This window comes from Verrucomicrobiota bacterium, assembly GCA_016200005.1.
Classification (GTDB): domain Bacteria; phylum Verrucomicrobiota; class Verrucomicrobiia; order Limisphaerales; family PALSA-1396; genus PALSA-1396.
The window spans coordinates 1-15,573 of sequence record JACQFP010000087.1; the positions used below are offsets into that span (position 1 = coordinate 1).

Consider the following 15,573-nt stretch of genomic DNA (forward strand, 5'->3'; position numbering starts at 1 on the left):
CCTGCAAGTCCCCAAGGCGTTGCTCGGCGCGCATGGGAGCAACCTGGAGAAGGACAAACGTTACGATCAAATTCTGCATTACGCGATCTACCCGGAGAACTTCACCAACGCCGGCGGCGAACTGGATTTCTACATTGACGAGGCGCACATCAAGGAATTATTTCCCCTTGGTCTGACCAAGGAAAAGTTCACCTTCCAACTCTCCGACCACCTGCCGCTCTGGATGCAGATCAACACCAATATCGACGGCCAGCAGCTCGAACAGATTATTCAAGGGTGAGTCGCGGGGTGGCGTTCCACTTTTGTCACTCAAGGCGCTGGAAATTCTGCTGGCATTTGAAGGCGGCTCGTGCTAAACAACGACGCAAGAAGTTCCCAGAATTGCAGGGTGCATAAATGTCATGCTTGCCAAGTTGCTTTCGTACTCCTATGTGCCGCATTTTCCCCAATCACCCCTCAACGACAGGCAACGCTTCACCCGCTCAAGAAACCAACCCGACTAGGATGATGAAAACTCTCCTCACCATGATGGCTCCCAAGAAACTGTGTTTACTTGCGCTGGGCTTGATCCTTATCTCACCCGCGGCGCGAGCCGGTCTGACGCTCCAATTGACACTCTGGAACGTCCACTACGGGGACAGCCAATATTATTTTCTTTCTTCGGATTTGACCACGAACGACACGCCACCGAACATAAGCGTCGGCGATTACTATCTGGCATCACCGCAATCTCCTTCCAACGGCCTGGCCATCCTCTATCGGTTAGACAGCACCAATGGTTTTCACTTTGTCAGCGGCAACGGAGGTTGGGTTTACCCGGACTTTGCCTCGTTCCTGCAAGGACTCACGCAGACCAACTGGTCCATTTTCGTCACCAACGCCACCACCACCAACGTTTATAACTTCAGCGTGAATACCGGAGGCGTCAGCAGCAACTCCTTTCCTCCGGTAAGCATCTCCTTCCCCACCAACGGCGCGGTGAATGTCACGAACCAGCCTTTGTTCACCTGGCAGGGGCCGTCCAATTACACTGCGCTCAGCGTGTTCGCTGGCGATATCGACAGCATCTTTAGTGAGAACGCCGCTCTGCCACCGGCACAAACCAGTTGGCCGGGTACCGGCGTGCTTTTGAACGGCACCAACTACTTCACGGTGAACTACAACAGCAACTCAACCGCTGTTGTGGTCGCTTCGGTGCCGCGGGACGACTCGTCCAACGCCATCTCCGGCTGGGTTTCTGCGTCGCAGTTGATTGATTACGCCACGCTGCAATTTTTCGTCGGGCTGCCCGGCATTCCCAGCGTCGGGCACACAAATGTGGCGCACTACACCTTTGATGATAACGACATCTTCGCGACCGATGTTTCCGGCCACGGCAACAACGTTTCGACCATCTCCGGGTTTGGCAGCGGCAATGCCAGCACCACCAATGACGCTCTCGCCGGTCCCTACGCGGCAAACTTCGACAACAATGGCGGAAGTGGAGCCGGTTGGCTCAATGCGCCCACCAACTTGTTGGCCACGTTCGCCGGCAGTTTCACCGTTTCGTTGTGGCTGAAAACCTCGGAGGTCCACGGCAACAACGATGATGGGGAATTCTCCGCTGAAGGCATCGTCTCCGCCTTGAACGGCGACACGGACACCGCTGTCATGCCCATGGGTCTGACCGGCAGCAAACTGGCCTTTTACACCGGCGGCGCGTCACACGACATTCTCCATTCCCAGGCGGACATCAACACCGGACTATACGTTCACCTCGTGGTGACGCGCGATCAGGGGACCGGCGAGAAAAGGATCTACTTCAATGGCGCGCTTGATTCCTCCGTTTTCGCCGCGACCGGCATGTTGACCGGCCCTGACGCTCTGGACATTGGCTATAACAATGGCGCCGGATTCAACGGCCGGATGGACGACATTCAGTTTTATTCCGGCGTCCTGTCTCCAAGCGAGGTGGCCTACCTCTACAACAACCCCGGTTCCAACGTCGTGGACACGACCGCGACTCCAAGCGGCGCGCATACGAACGTGGCGCATTACCGGTTCGACCTAGGCAATCCGCTCGAGCACGACGATTCCGGCAACGGCAACGATTTCAATGGTGGCAGTTCTTGGGGCACGCCTGTCCACTCGCAAGATACGAACGCCATTGCCGGCTCGGCGGCTGTCTTGTTCGCAGGCGTGAGCAGCATGACGATGACACCACCGAGTGACGCCTTCAGCAACATCACCAGCGTTCTGGCGGACACGTTCTCACTTTCTCTTTGGGTCCAAACGAGTGACTCGGTTGGCGTTGACACTGACAACGCGATTGATGGCGCGACCATCGTCTGGGCGTATAACGATCTTGGCAATACGAACGACATCGTACCCGTCGCTCTCACCGGCGCGAAAGCCGCCTTCACCACCCGCGATGAACTCGGCAACATCGACACGCTTCACTCAACGAACGACGTCAACGATGGGTTTTATCATCACATCGTCGTCACCCGGAACCGCGGCACCGGCGAAAAAAAGATTTACGTGGACGGTGTGTTGGAGGGGACGCAGACGGCGACGACCAACCTGCTCAACGGGAACAATTACTATTTCTCACTCGGTGGCACGACCTATTCCAGCTACAGCGGACTGGTGGATGATGTGCAGCTTTACTCCGGCGTTTTGTCCGCCAGCGAAGTTGCTTACCTGCACAACAACCCCGGCGCGCAAGTCGCCGACTCGACCGGCGGCGTGCCCCCGACGAACAACATTGAGGCGACGTTCCTCTTGAACATCGTCCGCGACCAGAACCTGACGTTGGGCGACGTTTATTACTGTTTCCCGTCATTCACGGCGATCAGTCCGTCGCCGATTACCACGCACGAAATCCACTCGCCCAGTGACAAGTTTGCGGGCGAGTTGCTTTCGTCGAGATCCGACAACCTGACCTCCCTCGACAGTCTCGTGAGCGAATGCACCAATGGGCAGTGGACCATTTACGTCAACAAGAACGATCCCAGCGAACAGCAATTCAAGTTCAGTGTTTCCATCACCGGTCTGACCACGAACCTTCTCCAAAAAGTCACCATCCTGTCGCCCGCCAACGGCAACACGAATGTCCCCAGCATCCCGACTTATTATTGGAGCGGCCCGGCCACCTTTGAAGGAATTTTTGCCAACGTCAGTCGCACCAATTCCTCCATCGGCACCACCAACCTGCCCGGCACTGCCACCAACTGGGTATTCACCACGGCTTTGAGCACGGGCACAAATCAATTTTACCTTAACTACTTCACCAACGATGTTCCTAACATCACAATCGGTGCGCCCGTGGATGGCAATTCCGTCCCGTTGTACAGTTGGAGCGCGCAGGCCAACCTCAACAGCGAAGCCACGTCTGAGTTCGTGGTGTCTGCGCCGATGCCCGTTCAACTGGTCAATCCGCAGCGATCCGGCAACAACCTCCAGTTCGCCTTCACCGCCGCGGCCGGTCGGCCGTACATTGTTGAAGCGCGCACCAACCTGAGCAGCGGTGTGTGGATTGTGCTGACCAACATCACGGGCGACGGAACACTCACACAATTCACGTTCCCAACCACGAATCCGCCCATCCGCTTCTTCCGCGTGCGATCGGATTGATGGAACGGTTTTTGAATGCAAGAAGACCGCAGCGTGACCGCTGCGGTCCTTTCACATTTCACCCCTCGCTTGGGTCACATGTGCTGGATGATGTTGTCGCCGAACTCGGAGCACTTGATCTCCGTCGCGCCTTCCATCTGCCGGGCGAAATCATAGGTGACTTGCTTCGATCCAATCGCGCCGTTTAGTCCTTTCAAAATCAAGTCCGCCACTTCGGTCCAACCTAGATAGCGGAACATCATCTCACCGCTTAAGACGACGCTGCCAGGGTTCACCTTGTCCAGGTTCGCGTACTTCGGCGCGGTGCCGTGCGTCGCTTCGAAGATCGCGTGACCGGTGACGTAATTGATGTTCCCGCCGGGCGCGATGCCAATGCCGCCTACCTGCGCCGCGAGCGCATCGCTGAGGTAATCGCCGTTCAGGTTCAGCGTGGCAATGACATCAAACTCGTCCGGTCGCGTTAGGACCTGCTGAAGCGTGATGTCGGCAATGGCATCCTTGATGAGAACCGCGCCGGCTTTTAACGCCGCCTTCTGTTCGTCATTCGCCGCGGCTTCGCCTTTCTCCTTCTTCGTCCGTTCCCACTTGGCCCAAGTGTAAACCCGGTCGCCGAAAATCCGTTCCGCCGCCGAGTAAGCCCAATCGCGAAACGCGCCCTCAGTGAACTTCATGATGTTGCCCTTGTGCACGATGGTCACGCTTTTGCGTTTGAAACGAAGAGCATATTCAATCGCCGACTTGACGAGCCGAATGGTGCCGACGTTGGAAACCGCCTTGATGCCGATGCCGACCTGCACCGGAATGTGCGACGCGTCGTGATCAGGCGAAGCCAACTTCATGTAGCCGACAATCGCCTCCTTCGTGCCGAAACGGATTTTGGCGAAGTCTTTCGGAAATTCCCTGGCGATAAAATCCAAAATCTTCTGCGCTTCGGGCGAGCCGCCGGCGTACTCGATCCCCGCGTAAATGTCCTCCGTGTTTTCGCGGAAGATGACCATCTGCACTTTCTCCGGGTGCTTCACCGGCGACGGCACGCCCTTGAAATACTGGACGGGCCGCAGACAAACGTAGAGATCCAGCATCTGCCGGAGCGCCACGTTCAGCGAGCGGATGCCCCCGCCGATCGGCGTGGTGAGCGGCCCTTTGATGCCGACCAAAAATTCCTTGAACGCCACCACCGTATCGTCCGGTAGCCAGTTGTTGAATTTCTTAAAAGCCGTTTCCCCGGCAAAAACCTCGAACCACGCGACCTTGCGCTTGCCACCATAAGCCTTTTGCACAGCGGCGTCGAACACGCGCTGGCTGGCGGCCCAGATGTCCGGGCCCGTGCCGTCGCCGCGAATGAACGGAAGGATTGGGTTTTCGGGAACGTTGAGTTTGCCGTTCGTGATGGAGATTTTTCCGCCGGTGGGAGGGGTGATGTCTTGGTAGGGCATGATTTGATTTTGTTAAGCGTTCAAAATTCAGGCCAGGGGTTTATCTGTTTTGGCGCCACGCGGCAAGGGTAGAAATTGTGTGGAACGGACAAATTGCCACGGCGTGAAGCGTCCTTGCAGAAGGAACTTTCCCCTCTTACATTGCCACCGTTCTATGAGCGCATTGGAAGCAGCCGAAGAAATTCTCGCCAAGCTCACGCGGGCGGAGAAGGCGCAATTGCTGCGTTGGGCGGCCAGTGATTTGAGTGATGCCTTTCCCGGCATCGAGAGCCGTCCCGGCGTTTGCGGAGACGAGCCGTGCATCGTCCGCACGCGGATTCCGGTGTGGGTGCTGGAACAGGCACGCCGATTGGGTGTGTCCGAGGCGGAACTCTTACGTTCCTATCCGACTTTGCGCGCGGAAGACCTGGCCAATGCCTGGGCTTACGTGCGGTCGCATCGCGACGAAATCAACCGCCAGATTGAGGACAACGAAGCCGACTGATGGCGCGGCTCTATTCCAACGAAAACTTTCCGCTTCCCGCCGTCGAGAAGCTGCGCACGCTCGGCCACGACGTTTTGACCGTTCAGGAAGCTGGCAAGGCAGACCAAGCTCTGCCGGATGATGAAGTCCTCAAAACTGCAACAGGCGACAATCGCGCTGTGCTTACATTGAATCGCCGCCACTTCATTCGGCTACATCGAAATGATCAAACGCACACGGGCATTATCGTTTGCACTTTTGATGCGGATTTTGCGGGCCAGGCGGAGAGGATTCACAAAGCCATCGGTGATCAAAGCTCACTGAACGGGCAGTTGATTCGCGTAAATCGGCCATGAAAACCGGCGCGACCTCTCCGCAACTCCACCAGCGCGAGCACGCGACCAAGTCGGTGCCTGCAGGCGACGAAGTCGGTGTTGCAAACTGAAACCGAAATGATCAAAGCCATCCGCGAAGCCGGCCGCACGCCGGTGCAACGAAATACTTTTTACGAGCCGATCAAGGTCTGGGACGCCGCGCCGTGCGCAAATGAAGCCGAACCGCCGTCGGGCAAATCCAAAGTGTTGGAAGATAATTTGGCGACAGCGGGAAGCGGCGGTGGACAAATTGCCGCTTGTGAGCGCACAACCGATTCTTTAGGTTGCCGCGCGAATCATGCAGGTTGGAATCTCAGCCATCGAATACGCGCTGCCGGAACGGCGTGTCAGCCTGACCGAATTGGAAGCGGCGGGACAACTGGATACTCCCGCCGCGCGCCTGCGGGAGTTCGGTTTTGAATTCGCGCACGTGAGCGAGCAGCCGGCTGTCGCCCTGGCCACCCAAGCGCTCGGCCAACTTTTGCAGAACCATCCCATCCCGCCCGAATCAATCGACGCGCTCTTCTACGCCGGCGCCCTCCCGCAGAGTCATTTTGTGGACGACCATCCCGGTGACTTCCTGAGCGGTTTCAATTATCCGGTCAGCAAGCTGCAATATGAATTCGGGTTGCTGAACGCGGCGGTGCTGGGCATCGGCCAGGTGGGTTGCCTCGGTTTGATGAGCGCGGTAAAGGCGGCCGCGAATTTTCTGAGGGCCAACCCGGATGCCCACCGCGCGCTTTGCGTGAGCGCCGACGTGTTTCCGCCTTCCGTCAAACGCGAAGTCATTTACAACGTGATTTCCGACGGCGCCTGCGCGGTGCTCGTGGAAAAGGACGTGGACACGAATCGCATCCTTGCCCACCAGCAAATCACCAAGGGCTACTACTGGGACAGCATCGCCCGCAAAAACGAAATCATCGCCGCGTACTTTCCCACCTCCCGGCATATTGTCAGTGACACGCTTGGCCGCGCCGGCGTTGCATCAAAGGAACTCGCGTGGATTTTGCCGCACAACGTCTCACGGCGAAGCTGGGACATCCTGCTGGGATTGCTGGCTTTGCCGCCGGAAAAGCTTTGGGCGGACAATATCGCCACCAAGGGCCACGTCATCGCCGCCGACAATTTCATCAATCTCAAAGACGCAACGGATCGTGGTGTCTTGAAGTCCGGCGATAAACTTTTGCTGTTCAATTTTGGTTTCGGCGCAAACTGGAGTTGCATGGTATTGGAACATTGACATGAAACAGATGCTCCTCATCACCGGCGGCAGCGGCGCAGTTGGCCGACCGCTGCTGGCCGCGCTCGCGGCGGTCGGTGAGGTCGAAAAGATTTACGTCCTAGTGCGTCACTTACCTGACAACTTCGAGTTGCCGAAGGTCAAACTCGTGCCGGGCGACGTGACGAATCCCAACAATTGCGGGCTGTCGCCGGAAACCGCGCGCGAACTCGCCGGCGAGGTGACAGCCATCCTGCACGGCGCGGCCCACACCCGCTTTGATGCGCCGCTGGACTTGGCGCGTCACGTGAACGTCGCCGGCACGCAAAACCTGCTCACGCTGGCGACGCGCTGTCGGCGGCTGGAACGCTTTGGTTTTTTGAGCACCTGCCACGTCGCTGGCAAGCGCTGCGGTAAAATTCTCGAATCCGAACTCACACACGCCTGTGGCTTCGTCAACGCCTACGAGCAAACCAAGCACGAAGCTGAGCAACTTCTGCGCGCGGCTTACCCGGCGCTTCCCATCGCGGTCTATCGCCTTAGCACCATCCTTGGCGATGCGCCCACAGGTGCGGTGAACAAGCTCGCGGCGGTTCACCACGCCATCCGTTTCTTTTACGGTAGTCTCGCGCCGATGATTCCCGGCCAGGCGGACAGTCCGGTGGATTTGATCTCGCAGGATTACGCAGTGGCGGCGATATGTGAGTTGTTTTGCCATCGGTTTGCGGCGGGGCAGACCTTTCACGTGTGCGCGGGAGACGATGCCCTGCCGCTGGACGAATTTCTCGACCTCACACTCAAAGTGTTCATGCGCCATCGACCCGCCTGGCGCAAGCGTGGGATTGAGAAGCCGGCCATTGTCGATTTGCCGACGTTTGAATTATTCGCCCGGTCCGTCGAGGAAATCGGCGATTCACCGCTCGTCCAGAGCGTCGCGCTGGTAAAGCATTTCGCCCCGCAGTTGGCGTTTCCAAAGCAGTTTGACGACACGGAATGCGCTCGCGCTCTGGCGAACAGCGGCGTGACGCGGCCCGGCTTGCGGGAATTTTATCCGCGCGTCATTCAGTGGCTCATGGAACACCGTTGGGGCCCGCGCGCGTTGCCGGAGATGGAGGGCGTCGCAGCATGAACACCGCCACGACCTCGCTCCTGGAATTTGTGAATGGCGAATTGCTGCCGGACTCGGCGCAGCGCGTCAACGCGGACACCCCGCTGTTTGCGGATGGACTGGTGGATTCGCTGAAGATTTTGCAACTGATCGCTTTTGTCGAAATGAAAACGGGTCAGAACATTTCCGACCGCGACGTGGTGATGGAAAACTTCCGCACCGTCCAAACGATTATCGAACACTTTTACGATGCCGAGCCAATCGCCAACCAGTAAAGTGTTCATTGACCCCGTGCCCGAACTGCTGCGGCGCGGCGAGCTGCGCACTGCCGGGGATGGCCGCGTCATCCTCAGCGGACAGCCCCTGGCGTTGTGGCATTGGTTCGATGCGCAATTTGTCCGGCTGGCCCGCGAAACCGGCGCTATGGAAATTCAGTTCCCCGCGTTGATTGAGCGCAAAACCCTGGAGCGCGCGGGCTATTTCGACGCGTTCGACGAAACGGCAACGCGGGTGACCGCAAACGGTGCGGAACAATCGCACGCCTTGACGCCGGCGGTGTGTTATCACTGCTACGCGCAATTTGCGGGCAAGCGTCTGGAACAGCCGCTTCTACTCACTTGCGTAGGCAAATGCTTTCGTCGCGAACCGGACGGATTTGAATCGCTTGCGCGGCTGTGGGAGTTCACGATGCGCGAAGTGGTCTTTGTTGGTCCAGCCGGCTGGGTCGCGGAACGACGGAGCGAATGGCAGGGGCGGGTGAGCACATTCACAAAGTCGCTGGGATTGGTTGGGGAAATCGCTCTGGCGACCGATCCGTTTTTCGGGGGTGAAGGGCGTGGGAAAAAATTGCTTCAGCAACTCAAACAATTAAAATACGAACTGCGTCTGGAACTCGACGGCGAGAAAAATCTGGCCGTGGCCTCGTTCAATTTGCATGAGACATTTTTTGGTCGCCGCTTTGGAATCACGCTGGCCGATGGAACGACCGCCCATTCCGGCTGCGTTGCGTTTGGGCTGGAGCGTTGGGTCCTCGCGTTCCTGACGCAACGTGGCGTTGAGGCCGCGGCGGAAGTTTGCGTTAAAGACACGCTATGATTTACGACGAATATCTTACGCAGGCGGAGTTGCAGCGCTGGATTCTGGAGTCGGACGTGGCCTGGAACCGTGTCGATGCCGCGCTGGCCCGCAGCCAACCCGAACTGCTCGACGAGTTACGCGATTCCGCCCTCATCGAATCGTACTTCCCGATCTACACCACTCAACTCATGCGCGCGCTGTGGGACCAGGTCGATGCCACCGCCGTCTTCTCCATCCAGCTCTACGAATCCTACAAACATTTTTACGTGTTGAATCGTTACCTTGAAGTTGTGGAATATCGGCCAATCTCGGAAGCGGAACTGATCGAGGTGCGACGGCGCAACCGCGATCGCGAAGTCGCGGACGGCGTCGGCGAACTGGCGCGTTACATGGTGAGCGAGCATTTCGCGGCTTACTTTTTTCTCCGGCTCGCGCGCCAGGTCAACGAGCCGGTGCTGCGGCAGATCGTCGAGTTCATCGCCAAGGACGAATTCCGCCATTCGCAGTTCGCGTTTGATCTGTTGGAAACGCGCCTCCGGAGCGAACCCGCCAGCCGTGAACGCGTGCTGGCTGCGGGATTGAATTTTCGGCACATCGGCGCGGACGTGCTGACCAAAGTTCCGGTTTCGGAGAAAAATGACTTGCAAGCGATTCTGACGCTGAACAAAAAGATGCATCGGCTTTGCGGCGTCAGTCTCACGGAATTTGCGAAGGGAACATTGCATGAGGGTTACTGAACGGGAAATCTGGTTGTTGAATTTTTACCGCAACAGTGAACTGCACGGCGCGCTGTTCATGGGCAAGCTGGCGCGCAACTACCGCGATCCGGAGTTGCTCGTCCATCTCACGCAACATTGCGCGACCGAGGCGCATCACGCCGCGCTCCTGAGTGAAACCATCGTCGCCCTCGGCGTGCCGCTCGATCCTCAAACCGAAACGATCCAGAACCATTACGCAGCGAAAGGCGGCCTGCCGAAGGAACTGGTGGATCTGCTGGTGCTTTCCGAAACGCTCGAAAAGCGCGTGCTCACCAGCTATCGCGCCCATCTCGCCCGCCCGGATGTTCATCCACAAGTGCGCGCCACGCTCGCGCAAATCCTCCACGAAATGGAGGAGGAGGAAAATGGCGAGCACGCCGGCTGGATCGAAAAGACGTTGCAACAGCAACCGCACGAAAAAGTTGAAGCCGCCGAAGCCAGGTGGCGCTCCGTGGACGAACGCGTAGTCGCTGCGCTGCAACAGATGGTGGCGAAACAATTCTCCGAAGAAGCGATCCTCGAATGAAATCTATTGAGCAACAAATCGCCCGCATCATCAGCCGCGCCGCCCATATCCCGGTGAGCGACGTGCGACCTGACGCCAAATTGTCCGAGCTGGGTGTCAACTCGCTGGACCAGGTCGAGTGTGTCATGGCGGTCGAAGAAACGTTTCAGATCGAGGTGGATCCGCAGGCTCTTTGGCGACTGCGAACCGTGCAGGACGTGATCAATGCGGTTGAAGCCGCGGTCGCCGCCCGCGCGTGATGTTGCGCCATGCGAACTGCGCTCTTCAACGACACCCATCAACGGTTTCGCGCTGACGTTCGCGCGTTTGTCGAACGCAAACTGAAGCCCCACGCGTCGAAGTGGGAACGCGTCGGCCGCTTTCCGCGCACGGTGCTTGAAGAATTCGGCCAGCGCGGGTGGCTCGCGCTCGACCCGCAAGGCAACGCGGTGCTGGCTGAGGAACTGCCGCGCAGCGAGTCGCTGGGGCTGGCGTTGAGCGTTTTCGTGCAGTCCAACCTCATCGCGCCGTTGCTGGCTGAACTTGGAACGAAATCACAGCAAGAAATCTTTTTGCCGCCGTTGCGGAGAGGAAAAATCATGGGCGCGATGGCGGTTTCCGAACCGGCGACTGGGTCGGACTTCGCCGCGTTGCAATCCACGGCGCAACGGAAGCGCGAACACCTGGTCGTCAACGGCGTCAAGACCTACATCACGAACGGTGCGTGCGCGGATTTTTTGATCGTGGCCGCGCGAACGCGGGACGAACCCGGGCTGGGTGCGCTCAGCCTGTTGCTGATTTCTACCGCCACCCCAGGTGTGCGGGTCAAGCGTCTGGCCACACTCGGCCTGAACAGTTCGGCGATGGGCGAAATCATGCTGCGCAATGTTCGCGTGCCCCGGTCCAGTCTCCTCGGCGACGAAGGCGCGGCGTTTAGCTACGTGCAGCAGGCTCTCAATCGCGAGCGCTTGTTCGGCGGCCTGGCCTGTGTGGCGTGGGCCGATTACGCGATGGAAAAAACCGTCGCGTTCGCCCGCCAACGACAGGCATTCGGCAAATCCCTGACGAGATTTCAGGCGATCCGACATCAGTTTGCCGAGATGGCGACGACACTCGAGGCGGCGCGGCAACTCAATTACGCAGCTTTGAATCGCTGGATCGCCGGCAAGGACGCCACCAAAGAGATCGGCATGGTCAAACTCTTCAGTTATCAAACGGCGCAGCAAGTGATCGAACGCTGTTTGCAATTGCACGGCGGCGCGGGTTATCTCGCCGACCACTGGATCAGCCGTTTTTACCGCGACGCGCGGGCGTTGACCATCGCCGCCGGTACACCCGAAATCATGAAGGAACTGATCGCAGCTTATTTGCGACTCTAAGCAATGGCGCAATTCTTCAACCGCACCCGGGTCTCGAAATCCATCACGCTGAAGCTGCTCCGACAGGGCCGGCCACTGAGCGTGCTGGTCTATTGGCTCGTGCAAGCCAGCGACCTCGGCCGTGAAGGGATTGAACACTCGGGCAGTTATCGCTTCGCCGACCACATCTATCGTAATGTCCCTTCGGGCCGCGGACGTTTTGGTCGCTGGCTCGATGCGAAATTCCTGGCGATGCCTGCCGTTCAATCCTTCCGCAATCGCTACCTAGCGGCGCGCGATGAACTGTGCCGGTTTCTCACCGAGCGCGTCGGCCACGGCAAACCGCTCGATGTCGTGAGCGCACCCTGCGGCATCCCGCGCGAACTGGTAGAGGGAGCGCGGCTGTTTCGCGAACGAACGGGGCAGACATTGGAGGGTGTGACGTTTCATGGTGTTGACCTGGATGCAGATTTGTTGGAACAAGACAAGCGCTTCGCAGCAGAAAACAGCCTGCCGAATTTCATCGCGCATCACGGCGACGCCCTCGACCGCGCCACGTATCCCGAAGGCGCGGACTTCATCACCTGCACCGGGCTGGCGGAATTTTTGAGCGATGAACTGTTGGAGCGGTTGTATCGCATTTTTTTTGACGTGCTGCGTTCCGACGGATTGCTGGTTACCAGCGGCATGAAGCGCAAGCGGCTGCCCGATTATTTGCTGCGGCTGGCGGAGCTCAAGACCCACTATCGCACCCCGCCGCAACTGGCAGCCATCGCCCGCCGCGTGCCGTTCGCCGAGGTGCGCACGCGGGTGGATGAGTTCGGCATCCAGACCATTTTGAACGCGCGCAAATGAATGTGCGCCTGTTCCAACGAAACGCGCGCTGGGTCTGGCGCTGGCGATGCCGGCAGTCGGCGGGACAGTTGGCGCAAACGTGGCTGGCGTGCCATCGAAAAACAGTGGATTGGCGGACGGTTTTTAGAGAGAGTCTCACCCTGATGGCCTTGGACGCACAAGACGAAGCCCATGGATTGCGCCTGGAAGCGGGCGCGGGCGAAGTCACGTGGCAACCGCGCGCCTGGGGCACGACGATTTCCCTGCGGCTGGAGAAATTCTCCCCGCGAAAACAAAACCTGGTGGCGGCGGCGTTGGGAAAAGCCGCTCGCTACCATCAAATCGAAAAGGAACCATGCCAACCGCGACCGAAAGCATTGTGATTGCCGTGCCGCCACAGAAAGTGTTCGAGTATATCGCCGACGCTAAACGGGCGACCACCTTCATCCCCGGCCTCAACCGGATCAGCAACCTTTCCACGCCCACGGCCAAAGTCGGTCAGGAGTGGGAGTTTGAGTTCGACTGGTTCGGGCTGATCATCTCGGGCAAGAGCAAGTGCTCACGCTTGGAGCCTCCCGGTTTGTATCAATTCCAAACCGTCACCGGCTCCCTGAGCACCTGGACTTACCGCTTTCAACCCGAAGGCAGCCAGACGCGCGTCGCGTTGGAAGTGGAATACGAAGTGCCGCAGAACTTGCTCGCCCGTTTCGCCGCGCAGCCGGTTTTGGAAAAGATGAACCAGAGCCGCGCGCGCGAAACTCTCGCCAATCTCAAAGCGCTGGTCGAATCGTAAGCCAAGCCGGGAGGTAGAATCCGTCCGACGTCAAGCCACGACACTCACCCGCGCGGCTGGCGTTTCCGGGAACTCCGCCTTCACCTTTGCCACTGTGTTCTCCACGGTCAGACCATACTTCTTGCGTAAGTCGTCCACAGTGGAGGCGTGTTCAATGAATTGGTCCGGCCAGCCGATGCGTACCACCGGGGTGCTGATCCGTTTGTCGCTCAGAAACTCCATGATAGTGCTGCCGTAGCCACCCGGCAACACGTGGTCTTCCATTGTTACGACGAGATCAGCGCCGCGCGCAAAGAATTCCGTCACCCCTTCGTCAATCGGCTTGGTGAAGCGCGGATTGATCACTGCAACGTCATATCCGTCCTCTGCGAGTTGCGCCGCCGCTTTTCGTCCCAGTTTCATCAGGTTGCCCAACGGGAACAGCGCGACCTTGCGTCCGCCGTTGTTGGAAAAGTTCTGGATGATCTCGGCCTTGCCGATTTCCAGCAGCCGGGGCTGGTCTTTGATCGGCACGCCTTCCGCCGCGCCGCGCGGATACCGGATGAACGTGGGATGTTTGGTGTGTGTGCAGGTGAACATCATGTCCACGAGTTCATCTTCATCCTTCGGGGCCATGGCGATGATGTTCGGCACACAACGCAGATAGGCGATGTCGAACATGCCGTGGTGCGTCGGGCCGTCATTGGCCGACAGCCCGGCGCGGTCCATGCAAAACATCACTGGCAGGTCCTGCAACGCCGCGTCGTGAATGATGCAATCGTAGGCGCGCTGGAGAAACGTGGAATAAATGGCGCACACCGGATGAAATCCCATCGTCGCCATGCCGCAGGCGAACAACACCGCGTGCTCCTCCGCAATGCCTACATCGTAGTAGCGATTCGGCATCGCCTTCTCCAACGCCTTCAAACCCGTGCCGCTGGGCATCGCCGCGGTGATGCCGACAACGGAATTGTCCTTCTTGCACAGTTTCACCATGGTTTCGCCAAAGACATCCTGCCAGTTCGGCGGCGTGCCCGGTTTGGGTGGCGGCGCGGCGCCGGTGGCGACGTCGTACGGCCCAGTGCCATGAAACTTCTCCGGTTGTTTGATGGCGATATCGTAGCCTTTGCCTTTTTTCGTCAACACATGGATCACGACCGGTTTGTCGCACGTCTTGGCAAATTTCAACGTGTCGATCAGCAACGAGAGATTGTGACCGTCAATCGGCCCGAGATAGCGCAGTCCCATTTCCTCGAAAATCAAGCTGCTGCCGTAGCCGCCACGGCCATCTGACTCAACCTGAGTGCCGCTAGGTCGCAGCCCCACTTCGGTCATCGCGCCTTTGAAACCTTCTTCGGCCTTGTGCGCCAGTTTCAAAGCCACCTCGCCTTTCGGCAGCAAACGAATGAACCGTTCAAAATCCTTTTGTAACCGGTTGTACGACGGGTGCGTGATCAGCTTGTTGAGATAAGTCGCAATCGCGCCGACGTTCTTGGCGATGCTCCACTCGTTGTCGTTCAGAATGCCGATGAACCGTTTCGTCGTGTGCGTGATGTTGTTGAGCGCCTCGAATGAAATGCCGTTCGTCAACGCGGCGTCGCCGAAGATCGCAATCACATTTTCGTCGCTGCCCCGTTGATCGCGCGCCGCCGCCATGCCAAGCGCCGCGGACAAGGCCGTCCCCGCATGGGCCGCGCCGTAACAATCATGTTCGCTCTCCGTCCGCAACGCGAACCCGTTCAGGCCGCCGGTCATGCGGATGGTGTGAAAGCGGTTTTTCCGACCGGTGAGCAATTTATGGACGTAGGACTGGTGACTCACGTCCCAGACGAATTTGTCCTTGGGCGTGCTGAAGACGTAATGCAGAGCGATGGTCAACTCCACCACGCCGAGATTCGGCCCGAGATGACCGCCCGTTTTGGAGAGCACCTGGATCAGTTCCTGGCGGATCTCCTGCGCCAGTTGCAACTGTTGAACCAGGGTCAGCTTTTTGACGTGGACGGGATCGTCCACCATGTCGAGATATCGGCTCATAATTCAGTAATGTTTTACTG

Annotated in this window: 17 protein-coding genes; 15 read left to right on the forward strand and 2 right to left on the reverse strand. The window is 58.4% G+C overall.

From position 1 onward, the window contains the following. Both HY298_27415 and HY298_27420 read left to right on the forward strand, forming a co-directional pair. The coding region (locus HY298_27415; GenBank protein ID MBI3853973.1) for an endonuclease at window positions 1-280 on the forward strand (280 nt) is incomplete at its 5' end. Between the two features lie 224 nt (window positions 281-504). Continuing rightward, window positions 505-3,615 carry a LamG domain-containing protein gene (locus HY298_27420; GenBank protein ID MBI3853974.1) on the forward strand — a complete coding sequence of 1,037 codons (3,111 nt, stop codon included), beginning with the start codon at window positions 505-507 and terminating at the stop codon, window positions 3,613-3,615. A 74-nt stretch (window positions 3,616-3,689) separates the two neighbouring features. On the opposite strand, the gene icd is transcribed toward HY298_27420, so the two are convergent. Then, window positions 3,690-5,051, reverse strand: a complete 1,362-nt coding sequence (icd, locus tag HY298_27425) for an isocitrate dehydrogenase (NADP(+)) (protein MBI3853975.1) — start codon at window positions 5,049-5,051, stop codon at window positions 3,690-3,692. 154 nt (window positions 5,052-5,205) lie between these two features. Between icd and HY298_27430 the strand changes: the two genes are divergently transcribed. The 13 genes from HY298_27430 (at window position 5,206) to HY298_27490 (ending at window position 13,540) form a co-directional block, all read left to right on the forward strand. Then, complete coding sequence (locus HY298_27430) at window positions 5,206-5,535, forward strand: DUF433 domain-containing protein (GenBank protein MBI3853976.1); 330 nt, start codon at window positions 5,206-5,208, stop codon at window positions 5,533-5,535. Next, window positions 5,535-5,870, forward strand: a complete 336-nt coding sequence (locus HY298_27435) for a DUF5615 family PIN-like protein (GenBank protein ID MBI3853977.1) — start codon at window positions 5,535-5,537, stop codon at window positions 5,868-5,870. Before HY298_27430 ends, HY298_27435 begins: the two co-directional genes overlap by 1 nt. 316 nt (window positions 5,871-6,186) lie before the next feature. Further along, complete coding sequence (locus HY298_27440) at window positions 6,187-7,128, forward strand: hypothetical protein (GenBank protein ID MBI3853978.1); 942 nt, start codon at window positions 6,187-6,189, stop codon at window positions 7,126-7,128. A 1-nt stretch (window position 7,129) separates the two neighbouring features. Next, the gene (locus HY298_27445; GenBank protein MBI3853979.1) at window positions 7,130-8,236 is read left to right on the forward strand and encodes an SDR family oxidoreductase; all 1,107 of its coding nucleotides are present in this window, start codon (window positions 7,130-7,132) and stop codon (window positions 8,234-8,236) included. Further along, window positions 8,233-8,490, forward strand: a complete 258-nt coding sequence (locus HY298_27450) for an acyl carrier protein (GenBank protein MBI3853980.1) — start codon at window positions 8,233-8,235, stop codon at window positions 8,488-8,490. The genes HY298_27445 and HY298_27450 overlap by 4 nt, the downstream gene beginning before the upstream one ends. Then, entirely contained in the window at window positions 8,465-9,310 is an 846-nt protein-coding gene (locus HY298_27455) for a hypothetical protein (GenBank protein MBI3853981.1), read from the forward strand. Before HY298_27450 ends, HY298_27455 begins: the two co-directional genes overlap by 26 nt. Further along, window positions 9,307-10,029, forward strand: coding sequence for a hypothetical protein (locus HY298_27460; protein ID MBI3853982.1), 723 nt, complete (start codon window positions 9,307-9,309; stop codon window positions 10,027-10,029). The genes HY298_27455 and HY298_27460 overlap by 4 nt, the downstream gene beginning before the upstream one ends. Next, complete coding sequence (locus HY298_27465) at window positions 10,016-10,576, forward strand: hypothetical protein (GenBank protein MBI3853983.1); 561 nt, start codon at window positions 10,016-10,018, stop codon at window positions 10,574-10,576. Before HY298_27460 ends, HY298_27465 begins: the two co-directional genes overlap by 14 nt. Then, window positions 10,573-10,815, forward strand: coding sequence for an acyl carrier protein (locus tag HY298_27470; GenBank protein MBI3853984.1), 243 nt, complete (start codon window positions 10,573-10,575; stop codon window positions 10,813-10,815). The genes HY298_27465 and HY298_27470 overlap by 4 nt, the downstream gene beginning before the upstream one ends. Window positions 10,816-10,824: 9 nt before the next feature. Then, window positions 10,825-11,934, forward strand: coding sequence for an acyl-CoA dehydrogenase family protein (locus HY298_27475; GenBank protein MBI3853985.1), 1,110 nt, complete (start codon window positions 10,825-10,827; stop codon window positions 11,932-11,934). Between the two features lie 3 nt (window positions 11,935-11,937). Then, on the forward strand, window positions 11,938-12,768 hold the full coding sequence (locus HY298_27480) for a class I SAM-dependent methyltransferase (protein ID MBI3853986.1): 831 nt from the start codon (window positions 11,938-11,940) through the stop codon (window positions 12,766-12,768). After that, window positions 12,765-13,130: a hypothetical protein gene (locus HY298_27485; GenBank protein MBI3853987.1), complete on the forward strand. Its 366-nt coding sequence runs from the start codon at window positions 12,765-12,767 to the stop codon at window positions 13,128-13,130. The genes HY298_27480 and HY298_27485 overlap by 4 nt, the downstream gene beginning before the upstream one ends. Beyond that, window positions 13,103-13,540: an SRPBCC family protein gene (locus HY298_27490; GenBank protein MBI3853988.1), complete on the forward strand. Its 438-nt coding sequence runs from the start codon at window positions 13,103-13,105 to the stop codon at window positions 13,538-13,540. Before HY298_27485 ends, HY298_27490 begins: the two co-directional genes overlap by 28 nt. Before the next feature lie 30 nt (window positions 13,541-13,570). Here the strand turns inward: HY298_27490 and HY298_27495 are convergent, their stop codons facing one another. Continuing rightward, window positions 13,571-15,553, reverse strand: coding sequence for a 1-deoxy-D-xylulose-5-phosphate synthase (locus tag HY298_27495; GenBank protein MBI3853989.1), 1,983 nt, complete (start codon window positions 15,551-15,553; stop codon window positions 13,571-13,573). Between the last annotated feature and the right edge of the window lie 20 nt (window positions 15,554-15,573).